This window comes from Bacillus sp. EKM501B (assembly GCF_011800505.1).
Taxonomy (GTDB): domain Bacteria; phylum Bacillota; class Bacilli; order Bacillales; family Bacillaceae_G; genus Bacillus_A; species Bacillus_A cereus.
Genome location: NZ_JAALFZ010000016.1, coordinates 48443 through 65092, shown reverse-complemented (window position 1 = coordinate 65092; position 16650 = coordinate 48443). Strand labels below are relative to the sequence as shown.

The window sequence follows — 16650 nt, the reverse complement described above, 5'->3', positions numbered from 1 at the left end:
ATTTGGCAACCTTTTTTTATGTACAAAAATATAGGGTAGCCTTATTTACTTAGAAAATTCAGAATGATAAAATAATATATAAATCGTTGTATGAAAATGGCAAGTTCATTGCTTATGAAATGTAAGGTAATAAAAGGCCTTTGTATTGTTAAGATTGGCGAAACACGTCATACTATGGTAATGTTTATAGGGATAAAGCAATATGCTTTTGGGTAGGACAACAAGAAATGATAAAAAGGGAATGTCTATTTGCGTGGGGAAGACTTCATTCTTATGAATGATTAGATTGATTACTCAAGTTTCAAAGGACAAGTTATCTCTCCAGCTATCTAACCATTTTTGAGGTGAGTCTAAGCGCATTAAAATGGACTATAGAGTGTGTATAGTTAAGGGTGAAAGGAGATTACCGATGAACGAGCAACAACGATTAGCAAGTCAACAAGCAAATTCCTCTACGAAAAAAGAAGAGAAAGATTATAGTAAATACTTTGAAAGTGTATATCAACCACCTTCCTTAAAGGATGCGAAAAAGCGTGGGAAAGAAGAAGTTAAAATTGAACGGGATTTTGGCTTACCTGAAGAGTTTCGCAATTTTGGTACAGGAAGAAAGTTCTATATTCGTACATATGGTTGTCAAATGAATGAGCATGATACGGAAGTAATGGCAGGTATTTTCACAGCACTTGGATATGAACCAACTTTTTCAACTGAGGATGCAGATGTAGTTTTATTAAACACTTGTGCAATTCGTGAAAATGCTGAAAATAAGGTGTTTGGTGAGCTAGGCCATTTAAAGTCACTCAAACGAAGAAATCCAGACCTTTTAATTGGTGTATGTGGTTGTATGTCTCAAGAGGAATCTGTTGTAAATAAAATTATGCAAAAAAATCAGCATGTAGATATGGTATTTGGAACACATAATATTCATAGACTACCGTATATTCTAAAAGATGCGATGTTCTCGAAAGAGACGGTAGTTGAAGTTTGGTCAAAAGAAGGTGACGTAATTGAAAACCTTCCGAAAGTACGTCGTGGTGATATTAAAGCGTGGGTAAATATTATGTATGGCTGTGATAAATTCTGTACGTATTGTATTGTACCGTATACACGCGGAAAAGAGCGAAGTAGACGTCCAGAAGATATTATCCAAGAGATTCGTCATTTAGCTGCAAATGGTTATAAAGAAATTACTTTACTTGGACAAAACGTAAATGCATATGGTAAAGACTTTGAAGATATAGAATACGGTCTTGGCGATTTAATGGACGAACTTCGTAAAGTTGATATTGCCCGTATTCGTTTTACAACGAGCCATCCACGTGATTTCGATGATCACTTAATTGAAGTGCTTGGAAAAGGTGGCAACCTAGTAGAACATATCCATTTACCAGTTCAATCTGGAAGTACAGATATGCTGAAAATTATGGCACGTAAATATTCGCGTGAGCATTATTTAGAACTTGTAAGAAAAATTAAAGAAGCAATTCCAGATGTAGTATTAACAACAGATATTATCGTTGGTTTTCCAAATGAAACAGATGAGCAATTTGAAGAAACGATGTCGTTATATCGTGAAGTAGGGTTTGATACTGCCTTTACATTCATTTATTCTCCTCGCGAAGGTACACCAGCTGCAAAAATGAAAGATAATGTACCGATGCAAGTAAAGAAAGAACGTCTTCAGCGCTTAAATACACTAGTAAATACGTTGGCAATTGAAAAGAATAGTCGTTACAAAGGTCAAATTGTAGAAGTGTTAGTTGATGGGGAAAGTAAAAATAATCCGGAAGTACTTGCAGGTTATACTCGTACGAATAAACTTGTAAACTTCGTCGCTTCAAAATCTTTAATTGGTCAGCTTGTGAAAGTGAAAATAACGGAAGCAAAAACTTGGTCTCTTAACGGGGAATTAGTTGAAGAGCCGATTGAGGTGAAATAATAGATGAAAGTATATTCGAAAGATGACATTGTTGAACAAGCGAAAGAATTAGCAAAAATGATTTCTGAAACAGAAGAAGTTGATTTTTTTAAGAAAGCAGAGGCGCAAATTCATAAAAATGAAAATGTAAAGCGCGCAATCGATGAAATTAAAGCACTGCAAAAACAAGCAGTAAACTTGCAACATTACGGGAAATGGGAAGCTTTAAAAAAGGTAGAAGCTGAAATTGATGCATTGCAAGATAAGTTAGACAGTATTCCAGTCGTACAACAATTTAAATCTTCACAAACATACGTAAATGACTTATTACAGTTAGTTGCTAGTACAATTTCTAACAACGTAACAGATGAAATATTAATTTCAACTGGTGGCGATGTACTAAAGGGTGAAACTGGCGCAGCGGTAGAAAGTAAAAAAGGAAATTGTGGTTGTTAAAGAGATGTCATATTGACATCTCTTTTTTTTTTGTGGATTAAACGTAAGTTCTTCTCAAAAAAAGAATGACACATTCCGCTATTGTCACGCATATGATTAAGTGAATAGTGATTGAGGAGGGTTACGAATGTCCGAATTTAGAGAGATTATTACAAAAGCAGTGGTTGGAAAAGGACGTAAGTATACAAAGTCAACGCATACATGTGAATCGAATAATGAGCCAACAAGTATTTTAGGGTGCTGGGTAATTAACCACTCGTACGAAGCAAGAAAGAATGGAAAACATGTGGAAATTGAAGGTTTCTATGATGTGAACACTTGGTATTCATTTGATGGAAATACAAAGACTGAAGTTGTAACAGAACGTGTGAACTACACGGACGAAGTAAGTATTGGTTATCGTGATAAAAACTTTTCTGGTGACGATTTAGAAATTATTGCTCGTGTTATTCAGCCGCCAAATTGTTTAGAAGCACTTGTATCACCAAATGGTAATAAAATTGTTGTAACTGTAGAACGTGAATTTGTAACAGAAGTAGTTGGAGAAACGAAAATTTGTGTAAGTGTAAATCCTGAAGGCTGCGTAGAATCAGATGATGATTTCCAAATTGCTGATGATGAATTTGAAGAATTAGATCCGAACTTTATAGTTGATGCAGAAGAAGAGTAATAGAAAGCTAGGGAGAAGTTCTTCCTAGCTTTTTACTTTACATAAGTGGGGCTGAATGAACATGATTCTTTATGAAATATGTTATAATGAAGAAAGACTCCTGAAATAGGAGATAAGAGTGTCCGTGAAATGCGACATATATGAAAATAGATTATCATGTAAGAATTATGGAGGAAAAGTATGACTCAATATACGCCTATGATACAGCAATATTTAAAGGTTAAGGCAGATTATCAAGATGCCTTTTTATTTTTTCGCTTAGGCGATTTTTATGAAATGTTCTTTGAGGATGCTGTAAAAGCAGCTCATGAACTTGAAATTACATTAACGAGCCGAGATGGCGGTAGTAGTGAACGTATACCAATGTGCGGTGTACCGTATCATGCGGCTAAAAACTATATTGAACAACTTGTTGAAAAAGGATATAAAGTAGCTGTTTGTGAGCAAGTAGAAGATCCGAAAACAGCTAAAGGTGTAGTACGTCGTGAAGTAGTACAATTAATTACGCCAGGAACGATGATGGAAGGGCGTACAATTGATGAGAAAGAAAATAACTTCTTAGCCGCATTAACACATTTTGAAGATGGATCATATGCATTAGCTTGTAACGACTTAACGACTGGACAAAATACAGTAACGTTATTGACTGGTTCAGTAGAAGATATTTTATTAGAAGTGTATGCAACTGGTTCGAAAGAAATTGTTGTTGATTCTTCATTTTCTAAAGATGAACTAAACAAGTTAACTGAAACATTGAAAATGACGATTTCGTATGAAGATGCAACGGCAATTCCGGAAGGATTAGAACATCTTGTGAAAAATGTTTCACAAGCAAAATTAATTAAAGCAGTTGGACGTTTATTTAACTATGTAATAAGAACGCAAAAACGTTCTTTAGATCATTTGCAACCAGTAGAAATTTATTATACGAATCAATTTATGAAAATTGATGTACATTCAAAGCGAAATTTAGAACTGACAGAAACACTTCGAACGAAAGAAAAAACAGGATCACTATTATGGTTATTGGACAAGACGAAAACAGCTATGGGTGGTCGTATGTTAAAACAGTGGATGGAACGTCCACTTATACAAAAAGAAAGAATTGAAGAGCGTTTAGAAATGGTTGAAACGTTTGTAAATGATTACTTCTTACGTGAAGATTTAAAGGAAAAGTTAAAAGAAGTATATGATTTAGAACGCTTAGCAGGAAAAGTTGCATTTGGTAACGTAAATGCAAGAGACTTATTACAATTAAGACGTTCATTGCTTCAAGTACCAGCTATTTTAGAAGCAATTAGTTTGTTAGATAACGCTTATGCATCGAGATTAATTCAAGGTGCAGATCCATGTGAAAGCTTAACAGAATTACTAGGAAGAAGTATTCAAGAAAACCCACCGCTTTCGATTAAAGATGGAGATATTATTAAAGATGGTTATAATGACAAGCTTGATCAATATCGTTACGTTAGTAAAAACGGGAAAACGTGGATTGCTGAGCTTGAAAAAAGAGAACGTGATATTACCGGAATTAAATCGTTAAAAATCGGATACAACCGTATTTTCGGTTACTACATTGAAGTAACGAAAGCGAATCTTGCAGCACTTCCAGAAGGTCGCTATGAGCGTAAACAGACGCTTGCTAATGCTGAACGTTTCATTACAGATGAACTGAAAGAAAAAGAAACGTTAATCTTAGAAGCTGAAGAAAAAATTGTACAGCTAGAATACGATTTATTTACAGCACTTCGTGAAGAAGTAAAAGTATTTATTCCGAAATTACAACATTTAGCGAAAGTAATTAGTGAATTAGACGTACTGCAAAGTTTTGCGACAGTTAGTGAAGAAGAACAGTTTGTAAAACCTGTACTGACAACGAAGCGCGAAATCTTTATTAAAGATGGTCGTCATCCTGTTGTTGAAAAAGTATTGAACGGGAAATTGTATGTACCGAATGATTGTATTATGCCAGAGAATATGGATGTCTTTTTAATTACAGGGCCGAACATGTCTGGTAAAAGTACGTATATGAGACAATTAGCACTTGTAACGGTTATGTCGCAAATCGGTTGTTTCGTACCAGCAACAGAAGCAGTATTACCTGTATTTGACCAAATCTTTACGAGAATTGGTGCAGCGGATGATTTAATTTCAGGTCAAAGTACATTTATGGTCGAAATGTTAGAAGCGAAAAATGCAATTGCAAACGCATCAGAAAGAAGTTTAATTTTATTCGATGAAATTGGACGCGGTACATCTACGTATGATGGTATGGCACTTGCACAAGCGATTATTGAACATATTCATGACCAAATTGGTGCAAAAACGTTATTCTCTACGCATTATCACGAATTGACGGTGTTAGAAGAGAGTTTAGATCAACTGAAAAATGTACACGTTTCAGCAATTGAAGAGAATGGAAAAGTAGTATTCCTTCATAAAATTCAAGATGGAGCAGCTGATAAAAGTTACGGAATTCACGTTGCGCAACTTGCGGAGCTTCCAGATAGCTTAATCGCTCGTGCGAAAGAAGTGTTAGCACAGCTAGAAGGACAGGAAGAAATTATTATTCCAAAGCGAGTAGAAGTGAAAGTAAAAGAAGCTGCTCCAGAACCTGTAGTTGTAAAAGAAGAAATAGCAGAAATACAGGAAACGAAAGTAGAGACTGAAGAAGAATCGCAACTATCTTTCTTTGGAGGAGAACAGTCTTCGAAGAAACAAGAAAAGCCTCTGCTAGATCAAAAAGAAACGGCAGTACTGGCGCAAATTAAAAAAATCGATTTACTTGATATGACACCTTTAGAAGCGATGAACGAATTGTATCGCTTACAGAAAAAGTTAAAGAAAGGATGAGTAAGTAGATGGGGAAAATTCGCAAACTCGATGACCAACTCTCTAACTTAATTGCGGCAGGGGAAGTAGTAGAGCGCCCTGCTTCAGTCGTAAAAGAACTTGTGGAAAATTCTATCGATGCGAATAGTACATCTATTGAAATCCACTTAGAAGAAGCTGGGTTATCGAAAATTCGTATCATTGATAATGGTGATGGTATTGCAGAAGAAGACTGTATCGTCGCTTTTGAACGCCATGCAACGAGTAAAATTAAAGATGAAAACGATCTGTTCCGCATAAGAACACTCGGTTTCCGCGGTGAGGCATTGCCAAGTATTGCCTCAGTTAGTGAATTAGAGTTAATTACTAGCACAGGTGATGCGCCTGGTACACACCTTATTATTAAAGGTGGAGACATTATAAAGCAAGAGAAGACTGCGAGCCGAAAAGGAACAGATATTACAGTACAAAACTTATTCTTTAATACACCAGCACGTCTTAAATATATGAAAACCATTCATACAGAGCTCGGAAATATTACAGATATCGTGTATCGTATTGCAATGTCACATCCAGAGGTATCGTTAAAACTATTTCATAATGAAAAGAAATTGCTTCATACGTCAGGTAACGGTGATGTAAGACAAGTACTTGCATCGATTTACAGTATTCAAGTTGCGAAGAAGCTTGTTCCAATTGAAGCAGAATCTTTAGACTTTACAATTAAAGGCTATGTAACATTACCAGAAGTAACGAGAGCATCTCGTAATTATATGTCAACGATTGTAAATGGTCGTTACGTTCGAAACTTTGTATTAATGAAAGCAATTCAGCAAGGATACCATACATTACTGCCAGTTGGCCGGTATCCAATTGGTTTCTTATCGATTGAAATGGATCCAATGCTAGTTGACGTTAACGTACATCCAGCGAAATTAGAAGTTCGTTTTAGTAAAGAACAAGAATTGCTAAAGCTGATCGAAGAAACATTGCAAGCTGCATTTAAAAAAATACAGCTTATTCCAGATGCAGGTGTAACAACGAAGAAAAAAGAAAAAGACGAAAGTGTGCAAGAACAGTTCCAGTTTGAGCATGCGAAGCCGAAAGAACCATCTATGCCGGACATCGTTTTACCGACTGGCATGGATGCAAAACAAGAAGAACCGCAGGCTGTGAAACAGCCTGCGCAGCTTTGGCAACCACCGAAGCAAGAATGGCAACCACCACAGTCGCTCGTGAGAGAAGAACAAAGTTGGCAACCATCCACTAAACCGATAATCGAAGAGCCAATTCAAGAAGAGAAATCGTGGGACAGTAATGAAGAGGACTTTGAACTAGAGGAATTAGAAGAAGAAGTTCGGGAAATAAAAGAGATTGAGATGAACGGGAATGACTTACCACCGCTTTATCCAATTGGACAAATGCATGGAACATATATTTTCGCTCAAAATGATAAAGGATTATATATGATTGACCAGCATGCCGCGCAGGAACGTATTAATTATGAATACTTCCGTGATAAAGTAGGAAGAGTAGCGCAAGAAGTACAAGAGTTACTTGTACCGTACCGTATTGATCTATCTCTTACTGAATTTTTACGTGTCGAAGAGCAGTTAGAAGAACTAAAAAAAGTCGGGCTATTTTTAGAACAATTCGGCCATCAATCCTTTATCGTCCGCTCGCATCCAACATGGTTCCCGAAAGGACAAGAAACAGAAATCATCGATGAAATGATGGAGCAAGTTGTTAAACTAAAAAAAGTTGATATTAAAAAGTTACGTGAAGAAGCAGCCATCATGATGAGCTGTAAAGCATCCATTAAAGCGAATCAATATTTAACGAACGATCAAATATTTGCTTTACTGGAAGAACTACGTACAACAACAAACCCGTACACATGCCCGCACGGAAGACCAATTCTTGTGCATCATTCTACTTATGAGTTGGAGAAGATGTTTAAGAGGGTTATGTAGAGTGAATAGATTACATATGAAAAGGGAGCAACATTTACTGTTGCTCCCTTTTCATATGTAGATTTAATTGTAAACGAGAATATGGTGGAGTAATTTTGTAGTGTATTTCTTGGTTGCGTTAACTTAAATTTATCTATGTATAAAAAAGCGCTGTATACAGCACTTTTTAAAAGGTGCATGAATTGTATCATTACTAACTAAATAACTATGCATGGCCAAATGTTGCTTCTTATTTAGCCAATTGTCATAAGGATCTATACAATTACTTATTTTTATTATTATTAATTTTTTCAGTGTATAGAACTTGCTCTTTATAGTGCTTCTTAATTGGGAAGTTATGTGTACCTGTGCCGTTCTTGAATTTTTTGTCAATGGGGTTCTTTAGAGGAACTGTTGTAGTTTCAGTAAATTCATATGGGTAATTTATTTTAGATTTATCTTCAAACATGAAAATGCCTCCTTTTAGGATCTCCTAAATTCTTTACTATAACATGATATGCATATAGATATTTTTTGGACTAGTTATTTATATAGGTTAATGGAATTTAATTACATAACTACTGAAACATTTTAAAGGAAAACAATTTGAGAAAGAAATGGTATGAATAGATGTTGGCTCCTATTGTTGTTTTTTGTTTGACAGCACAGTGAATTGCGCATATAAATTCATTATAGATTGTTTTTATAATATGGTTTATATGGGGTTTTCCTGATAATATAATGTGGAATATTATAGTGTTATTAGGTTATTAGGAACATTTAATGCTGTTTCATAACTGAAAGGGAATTGAAAAAAAACTGAAACTTTTCTCATAAAAATTCAATCTAACTTGAAAAATGAAAGGAAAATGAAATTTTCCAAAAGATATTCTTTGTTAAGATAAAAAGCATACATACAAAAAGCATTGACATATCTTAAAAATGTATTTTCAAGATATAGTGGGGGAAAAGATGAGATTAGAAAAACAATTAATAAAAAAGGTGTATTATGAAACATTCCTAATGGAGAATGAAACAAAGTCAATTCTTGACGTACTTGGACAAGCTTATGTAAACGAAGAACGAAATGAGATTTCTGATGGGTCTTATATTCGTTTTGCACAAGGTGAATTTTATTATCGTCATCAAGATTTTGAAGCAGCTATTTTTAAATGGGAGAAGGTTAGTAATGAATTAGCACCATGGGCACAAAAAAATATTGCGGATGCTTATTTCGAACTTAATCAATTACCATATGCTGAAAATATTTATACTTCCATTACTACTGATAATAAAATATTGATGACCGAAATTAGATTACAACTACTTTCTCTTTACATTGAGCAAAATAATTTTGATTCAGCTTTCGGTGTTATTAAAGAAGCAGTTTCTTTAAATCCTGATTATCCGAACGTCACAAAAATTGCCCGTTCCTTTTATGAGGAACAGCAAGATTTTGATAGTGCAGTAGAGCTTGCTGTGAATGAGTTAATTCGAATAGAGTCGTATCCGTGGTTTGAGGTGTTAAAAGGATATATCGATAAAGGGTTTACTAAACATATTTCACCAGACTATTTTTATGATGCATTAGCTACATTAAATAATGTAGATCAAGTACAATTTACACAAATGGTTTCATCACTTTGGAACAGTTATAAAGATGAACCAAATTATTTATTATGGCTTAATACAATAAATGAATTTTTCTTACATATTGAAATACATTCGTCCGATATATGGAACAAAGTTTCTGCTCTTTACGAAGAAACGTACTTTACATTAATTCAAGGTCAATATACGCTTAGACAATTAGACGATATCATACCAAATCTGTTAGCAAACTGGTTAAAGGTAGTCAATCCATCTTATGCTGTATTTCCATCTGCAGCTGTATTGGCATGGGATGAGATTTTCCCTTCCAAAATAGATTCAGCAAATATAGAACATGCGGAAAACTTACTGTCACATTCTATTAATCATGTAAATGGCTTAGAGTACAGCTTACACCTTTTTGAATCTATTACACAGTGGGCACAAAAGCAGAATATAGAAATAGGTCACCGATTTAAATGGTTAGTTGACGAGCTCGCAGATTTAAGAACAAATCGTATTTTAGTAACGGGAACTTCAGGGAACGGAAAAACTACATTTATTAACTCTATATTAGGAGAAAATATATTAGAAAAATCAATTTCAAATGTAGTAGTTTTAAAAAATGATGCTCATATAGAAATAAACGCTATAACAGACTCAGCAATTACAACAACGGAAGATATTACTGATTACCATAATATGATGTCTCAGCACCATCAAACATATAGAGATAGAGCGTGTGTTGAATTTAAATTACCATGCAGATTTTTAAATGAAAATAAACTTACATTTGTAGTGACACCTGGCTTTAATAGAAATAACGACACTAGAGATGAGATATTCGAATATTTAAATTCTGTAGACGAATTACTGTTCGTATTGAATGCGGATTCACCTTTTACTGATAAAGAACGTGACATTCTATTAAGTATTCAAGAACATACGCCAAATTTACAAATTCATTTCTTATTAAATAAAATCGATAACATTTACAGTGAAGCAGAAGTGAAAAGGGTATTACATGATACGGCAACGAGAATAAATACATATTTTCCGTATGCGAGAATTTTCCCTTATTCCTCGTTATATACAAGTAGTCAACAATTAAATAGTTTAATCGAGTTTATTCATTTTAACTTTAATCATAAAAATATCGATGCAGAACGTACTGAAAAGTTATTATTTTTCATTCGAAAAACAATTACATATCTTTTGGAGAAACGTGTTGAGAAAGAAAATAACCTGGTGGATGCTATTAATTGGAATGAAGATATGCTAGTGAAACTAAACGGTAGCATTAATAACCTTACTGCATTTGAAAGGGAAAAAATTCATTTCATTACACAATCATATCGTTCAATGAAGACTGAAATTACAAATGATCTTACCGAAAATATTCCGAAGATATTAAAGAGCTGTTCTAATTTAATTAGTGAAGAAAGTGATTTCGGGCACATGGATACGGAACTAAATAAAGCAATGAATGAAAGAGTGCATAAATATTTAGAACAAACTGTATTACCTAATCTTGCTCTTTCTATGCAAAATTGGATTGCAACTTCTAATAATGAGCTTCTTCAAAGTCAAACGTATTTAGAAGAACTTAGTGAAGGGCTTAATTCACTATTTGGAGAAAATAAAATACAGTTAGAATGTGACTTTAAAGTGCTTGATGACTGGCGCAGAGATACTGACAGGATGACGACTAGAATACAAATGGATGAAGTAAATATTTTACGTCGATTTACGCCAGCACAATTTTTACTAAAAAGTGCCGGTAAATTATTTGGAGTTCTTCCTAAAAATAAATCTATGCTATATAACAAATATAAACAGTATGTAGAAAATGAAGATTATACTGAAGTAACGGCTTCTATTATGAAGAAATTTTTCTTGCAATTTGAGCTGTTTGAAAACACACAAGAGAGGGATATTCATATATTCTTTAGGAATCCATTTAACTCCTTAAAGCAAGCTGTAGAAAATACGCAATTAGAAATACAAGAAAAACAAGAGATGTTACATAAAATGAAATCAAATCCTGAAGTTTATCATGATTCTATCATGCTCTTTGAATTGAGATTGCGTCAATGTGAAGTAATTTTAAATATAGGTGATGATAATACCTATACAGATGTAGCTTTAGAAACAAGTGTAGAATAAAAGTAAAAGGGAGCAACTGTAATAAGTTGCTCCTTTTTCATATAGATTATTTTTCTGTTTCTTTAATTTTAGTTTGTACTTCGCCAGTTTTAATTTTATTGCTTTCTGAGAAACGTAATAAATCGCCTTCAATAATTTTGTCAGACATTCGTAATTCATTTTGTGCACGTTTAATGAGGGCTTGAGCTTCTTTTTTTGGTAAATCTACAATTTCACCTGTTATACGGTCGTAGAAAGTGTTGTTTTTGTATGCATACTTATCTGTAACGAAGCTACCATCACGTAAAACAACAAAGCCAGTATATTCATCTGAAAACATATCATGGCCAAAACGGATATCATTCGTAGAATCAACACCTAATAAATTTAGAATCGTAGGTTTCATATCGATTTGTCCCGTAGGCTTTGAAATAGTTTGACCTTCTGTTTGTCCAGGAATATGAATATATAAAGGTGTACGTTGTAAATTTAAAGTATCAAATTCTGTTATTTGATCTTTTTCTAAAAACTGTGCCATTGCACGATTATGTTTTTCGGAAATTCCATAATGATCACCGTATAACACAATAATAGAATTATCGTAAAGCCCCTCGGCCTTTAGACGTTCAATAAATTTTTTAATGGATTCGTCTAAGTAACGTGCTGTTACGATGTAACGATCAAATACGCCATTACCAGAGTTGTATGGTTCAATGAATTTTGTATCTTCATCATACGTAAATGGATAATGGTTTGTTAAAGTAAGGAAACGAGCATAGAATGGTTGATTAACAGTTTTTAATATATCTACTGATTGATCAAAGTATCCGATATCTTTTAATCCCCAATTTAAATTTGTTTCTGGTGTAATTTTGTAATCAAGCTCATTATAGTAACGATCATAACCAAGAGCAGAGTACATGATATTACGATTCCAAAATGTTGCGTTATTCGCATGGAATACAGAAGTGAAATAACCTTGCTGACGTAAAATTTCTGGAGTTGCAGTATAATCATTGTTACCGTGTGTGAAGAATACAGCTCCTCGATTTAATGGATACAACGACGTATCGATTAGAAATTCTGAATCGGATGTTTTCCCTTGACCAGTTTGATGGAAAAAGTTATCAAAGTAATAACTTTCATTTATGAATTCATTTAGGAATGGTGTAACTTCTTGCCCGTTCACTGATGCGCCTATTAAGAAGGTCTGCAAGGATTCAAGAGTGACGACAATTACGTTTTTTCCTTTCGCTGCACCAAACATATTAGGGTTTGGCTCGCTTTGATTTGCTTTTACGTAGTTTTCAGTTTCTTGTAATTTACTACTATCAGCAAGTGCTTTTTGTGACCCAGCTTTTACTTGCAGTGTTAAGTCATATACTTGGTGAGTATATAAGCCTAAATTTTTGACAAGCATGACTCGGTCGAATGATCTTGTTAATAATTCAGGGCGCTCTTTTTCTGCAAGATGTAGATTCGCAAAGAATACACCAATCGTTAAAAGAAAATATAACAAGCGCGTAGAATGAGTTACACGTTCTGTTTTAAAGACCAATGATTTCTTTTTTAATAAAATAAAGAAGAAAACAATGTCTACGAATGCGAGTATAATTTTGTAGTTTAATATTTCTATAATACTGCCGCCTAATTGGCCAAAGTTTGAGGTTTGTCCAAGTACTGGTAATGTAACGAAATCACTATAAAAATCATAGAACATTACATTTCCAACAAGCACGATTGTTAATAAGAAATTAATACAGAGCGCTATATAATTTCGCTTTTCACCAGTTGCAAATAATGCTAATCCAACAAATGCTAATGATGCGGCTAGAGGGCTAATAAACAAAATGAGCTCTTGCGTTGAAGACTCGATTTTTAAATCAAAACTGAATCGCGTAATAAGATATGTTTTTAACCATACTGCTAAAGCCATTATTATAACAAAACTTATATTTTGCATTTGTAAATTTATTTTGTTCTTCATTTTTACACCTTCTTTATATAATTTATTTAACTAAAGTTACATATTATGTTTTTATAACTATTAGACTGTAATGAACCATTTAGACTTTGTTTTCTAAAGGGAATAATTTGAAGTATTCATATATATACAATGGGGATTTTTAAAGCGTAGTAGCATAAATATAACTCTTTTTTGAGAAACAGGCAGAAAAAGTCATAGTTGTAGTGAAATTGACTTATAGACATCCTACCATATTAAACACTATGATGATGTTACAAAATATCGAACAAATAAAAGTGAAAATGGATAGAGACTTTTAAAACTGTTGACATTCAATTTATTAGAATTGAATGCCAATCGTTTTAAATATACAGTTATATTACATATGTATTTTGTAAAATCCCGATTTTTTGTCGGTTAATCATTAGCAGGGAAGGATAGGGGTCTTATTAATATACTTTTACTATATATAAGTAAAGTGTTTTGAAATTGAAAATATTTGACTGATATTTTAATGATAGAAATTAAATGTCAGATAAGTACTTTCCAACATACAGACCACTTGCAGCTGCTTGAGATAATGAATGCGTAACGCCTGAACAATCTCCAATTAAAAATAGCCCATGTATACTAGTTTCAAAATGATTATTAATTTTTATCGTAGGAGCATAGAACTTTCCATCAATTCCATATAGTAAAGTATGTTGATCGATAGGCTCCTGTATAAATTGTTCTAAGCGTAATAAAAATTCTTTTAGCCCTTCAATATATGATTGAGGAATTTCTTGATTCAAATCTCCATAATCCCCCTGTAGTGTAGGCTGTATACGATTATGCTCCATGCTGTTTTCCACCGTAGGTTGTTTCTTTAGTAAGTCCTCTAAGCGCTGTATAACAATCCGATCTCGTCCTTGGTTAATACCTTCAATAATTGAACTTGCGTATGCATTTGCTTCTTTGAGAGTTGGAAAATAGCGAGGAATAAATAAAGTGAAATTTAAGTTAGAAGTGCCAGTTCCTTGTTCCCGAAAATTTTGACCGTCAGGCATAACTAAACCTTCTTCGTACTTTCGAATGATGCGGCCTTGTGGATTCATACAGTAAGTAGTTGCTGTGAAATGCTCACCTTGATAAGAAAGTTTTGTTTCAAAAGTATCTTTTAATATAGAACGTAATTGATGTTCTTTCATTTCTACTCTAATTCCTAAATCTACACGTGTTTGCTCCTGAGAAATATTTAGGGAACTGCATATTTCTTTTAACCAATCGGCCCCAGAGCGCCCAGTTGCAAATACAAGTTGCTTAGTTTGAACTGTTCCTTGATTTGTCTCTATTGTAAAATGATCTTCCTGTTTCAGAATATGTTGTACATCTATATGAAATTGGATCTTTATTTTCGTCAGTAAAAATTCATAGAGCTGCTGAAAAATGTTACTGGAAAGTGTAGTACCAAGATGTCTTACTTCTGTTGTTAGCATTTGTAAACCACACGCTTCAGCTCTCTTAGTGAGACTTGAATTTTCAGTAGAATATTTTGAAACCGAACTTCCACCAAACTGACATAGAATTTCATCTACTTCAGCCATGAGTTGTATAAAACCCTCTTTACCGACTTTTTTCTCAAGTTCTCCGCCAAATCCGTTTGTATAATTAAATTTCCCTTCAGATTTTCCTAAACCACCAAACCCGAAATATTTATCACATGTAGTACAATTACACACTTTTCCTTCGTCTAAAGGACAATGGCGATCTTCTAGCGCTTTACCTTTATCAAGAATTAAAACTTTTTTGTTACTTTTAGCTAGTGAATAAGCCATAAAAATGCTACTTACTCCAGCGCCGATAATTGTAACATCATACATATTCTTCCACCTGCTAACGAATAGTTTGTTTTTTATTTTTCTAGTGTATAACAATTTTATAAAGTTAAGAAATAGCTTTTATTAATAAAGTGGGAGTTTTTGAACTTGATGCTTTATTAATTTCTACGAGTGGCAGAGTAAATACAAAAATTTTTATTTGAAAGAAGAAATAGTTTAAAAAATAACTATGTCATATGATTAATAACATCTTACATAGAAAAAAAACAGACCTTTTAAGTGAAGAGGTCTGTTAATGATTTTAAATCTTATTTAGCAAACACATGATTACCAATTACTGCTACTGTCTGACGTGTCGTAATCCACTTGTCTGTTGATGTTTTTGGATTGTAGAAATAAAGCCAGTCAGAATGTACTCCATTTGTGGAGATAGCCTCTTCTACAGCCATTTTTGCTTCTGCGCTTGCAGGCTGATTAATTCTTCCATCTGTAACAGGAGTAAATGCATATCCGTATTTAATAGGTTCATAAATAACGCCTGTTATTGTATTTGGAAAACCTTTTGCATTTACACGATTTAGTATAACTTTCGCTACTGCTACTTTTCCTTTATAGGATTCGCCACCTGCTTCAGCGGTAACTAAGCGTGCCATTAAGTCTTTTTCTTTTTGTGAAATACTTGAGTTGATTTTTAAATGTTGTCCTGTATAAAGCTTGTTTCCGACTGTATTGTTAATTTGTTTTATAGATTGGACAGTGACATTGTAACGCCTTGCTATCGTTTCTAATGAATCTCCCGGTTGTACTTGATAAATAATTTGTCCAGAAATGTTCGCAGGCTTGGCGTTTTGAGGAACAGTGATTTCATTTGATTTCACGGACCCTGGAATATGTAACTGTTCGCCAATAAAGGTTTGATCGTTTCCTTTATTATTAGCCTGTTTAATGGATTGTATTGAAACTCCGTATTGTTTACTAATGCCCCAAAGTGTATCGTTCTTTTTTACTGTATGAATGGTAGAAGCTTCAGCTGTACTTTGACTACATACGAATGTAATTGCAGCTGCAGATAAAGGGATTATATGTTTTAGTTTTAGTAATTTCATTGTAAATCCTCCTAAGAAAAAATTAAGGTGAAACTATTAAGTAATGTAGTTTGAAATGTATATATGCGTAATATATTAATGTAAGTATATTAGCACATATAAAATAAATAATCACTATAAGTTTCATATTCGTGTAGTGTAGAGTCCGAATATGAAATATTGCATATGAAAATACATTGAAGTTCATATTTCTGA

10 protein-coding genes are annotated in these 16650 nt (G+C 33.6%); 6 read left to right on the top strand and 4 right to left on the bottom strand.

What is annotated here, in order from left to right:
• Positions 1–409 precede the first annotated feature (409 nt).
• The 5 genes from miaB (at position 410) to mutL (ending at position 7849) form a co-directional block, all read left to right on the top strand.
• On the top strand, positions 410–1939 hold the full coding sequence (gene miaB / locus HFD78_RS22945; protein WP_001005389.1) for a tRNA (N6-isopentenyl adenosine(37)-C2)-methylthiotransferase MiaB: 1530 nt from the start codon (positions 410–412) through the stop codon (positions 1937–1939).
• Between the two features lie 3 nt (positions 1940–1942).
• Positions 1943–2374, top strand: coding sequence for a YlbF/YmcA family competence regulator (locus HFD78_RS22940; protein ID WP_000870461.1), 432 nt, complete (start codon positions 1943–1945; stop codon positions 2372–2374).
• Between the two features lie 127 nt (positions 2375–2501).
• On the top strand, positions 2502–3044 hold the full coding sequence (cotE, locus tag HFD78_RS22935) for an outer spore coat protein CotE (RefSeq protein ID WP_001288799.1): 543 nt from the start codon (positions 2502–2504) through the stop codon (positions 3042–3044).
• Between the two features lie 180 nt (positions 3045–3224).
• Positions 3225–5897: a DNA mismatch repair protein MutS gene (gene mutS / locus HFD78_RS22930; RefSeq protein ID WP_000196025.1), complete on the top strand. Its 2673-nt coding sequence runs from the start codon at positions 3225–3227 to the stop codon at positions 5895–5897.
• Positions 5898–5905: 8 nt separating this feature from the next.
• Positions 5906–7849: a DNA mismatch repair endonuclease MutL gene (gene mutL / locus HFD78_RS22925; RefSeq protein ID WP_000516463.1), complete on the top strand. Its 1944-nt coding sequence runs from the start codon at positions 5906–5908 to the stop codon at positions 7847–7849.
• 262 nt (positions 7850–8111) lie between these two features.
• On the opposite strand, the gene HFD78_RS22920 is transcribed toward mutL, so the two are convergent.
• Entirely contained in the window at positions 8112–8297 is a 186-nt protein-coding gene (locus tag HFD78_RS22920) for a hypothetical protein (protein WP_000461138.1), read from the bottom strand.
• Positions 8298–8800: 503 nt separating this feature from the next.
• Between HFD78_RS22920 and HFD78_RS22915 the strand changes: the two genes are divergently transcribed.
• Positions 8801–11584, top strand: a complete 2784-nt coding sequence (locus HFD78_RS22915; RefSeq protein ID WP_001235337.1) for a dynamin family protein — start codon at positions 8801–8803, stop codon at positions 11582–11584.
• A 46-nt stretch (positions 11585–11630) separates the two neighbouring features.
• Here the strand turns inward: HFD78_RS22915 and HFD78_RS22910 are convergent, their stop codons facing one another.
• The 3 genes from HFD78_RS22910 to HFD78_RS22900 form a co-directional block, all read right to left on the bottom strand.
• A complete protein-coding gene (locus tag HFD78_RS22910; protein WP_000791033.1) occupies positions 11631–13550 on the bottom strand; it encodes an LTA synthase family protein in 1920 nt (639 codons plus the stop codon).
• Between the two features lie 503 nt (positions 13551–14053).
• Entirely contained in the window at positions 14054–15391 is a 1338-nt protein-coding gene (locus HFD78_RS22905) for an NAD(P)/FAD-dependent oxidoreductase (RefSeq protein ID WP_000272401.1), read from the bottom strand.
• A gap of 266 nt (positions 15392–15657) precedes the next feature.
• Complete coding sequence (locus HFD78_RS22900; protein WP_000771174.1) at positions 15658–16455, bottom strand: cell wall hydrolase; 798 nt, start codon at positions 16453–16455, stop codon at positions 15658–15660.
• Between the last annotated feature and the right edge of the window lie 195 nt (positions 16456–16650).

Coding starts and splice junctions, on each gene's coding strand:
- miaB (WP_001005389.1), top strand. CDS start 410: ATGAACGAGCAACAACGATTAGCAAGTCAACAAGCAAATTCCTCTACG.
- HFD78_RS22940 (WP_000870461.1), top strand. CDS start 1,943: ATGAAAGTATATTCGAAAGATGACATTGTTGAACAAGCGAAAGAATTA.
- cotE (WP_001288799.1), top strand. CDS start 2,502: ATGTCCGAATTTAGAGAGATTATTACAAAAGCAGTGGTTGGAAAAGGA.
- mutS (WP_000196025.1), top strand. CDS start 3,225: ATGACTCAATATACGCCTATGATACAGCAATATTTAAAGGTTAAGGCA.
- mutL (WP_000516463.1), top strand. CDS start 5,906: ATGGGGAAAATTCGCAAACTCGATGACCAACTCTCTAACTTAATTGCG.
- HFD78_RS22920 (WP_000461138.1), bottom strand. CDS start 8,297: ATGTTTGAAGATAAATCTAAAATAAATTACCCATATGAATTTACTGAA.
- HFD78_RS22915 (WP_001235337.1), top strand. CDS start 8,801: ATGAGATTAGAAAAACAATTAATAAAAAAGGTGTATTATGAAACATTC.
- HFD78_RS22910 (WP_000791033.1), bottom strand. CDS start 13,550: ATGAAGAACAAAATAAATTTACAAATGCAAAATATAAGTTTTGTTATA.
- HFD78_RS22905 (WP_000272401.1), bottom strand. CDS start 15,391: ATGTATGATGTTACAATTATCGGCGCTGGAGTAAGTAGCATTTTTATG.
- HFD78_RS22900 (WP_000771174.1), bottom strand. CDS start 16,455: ATGAAATTACTAAAACTAAAACATATAATCCCTTTATCTGCAGCTGCA.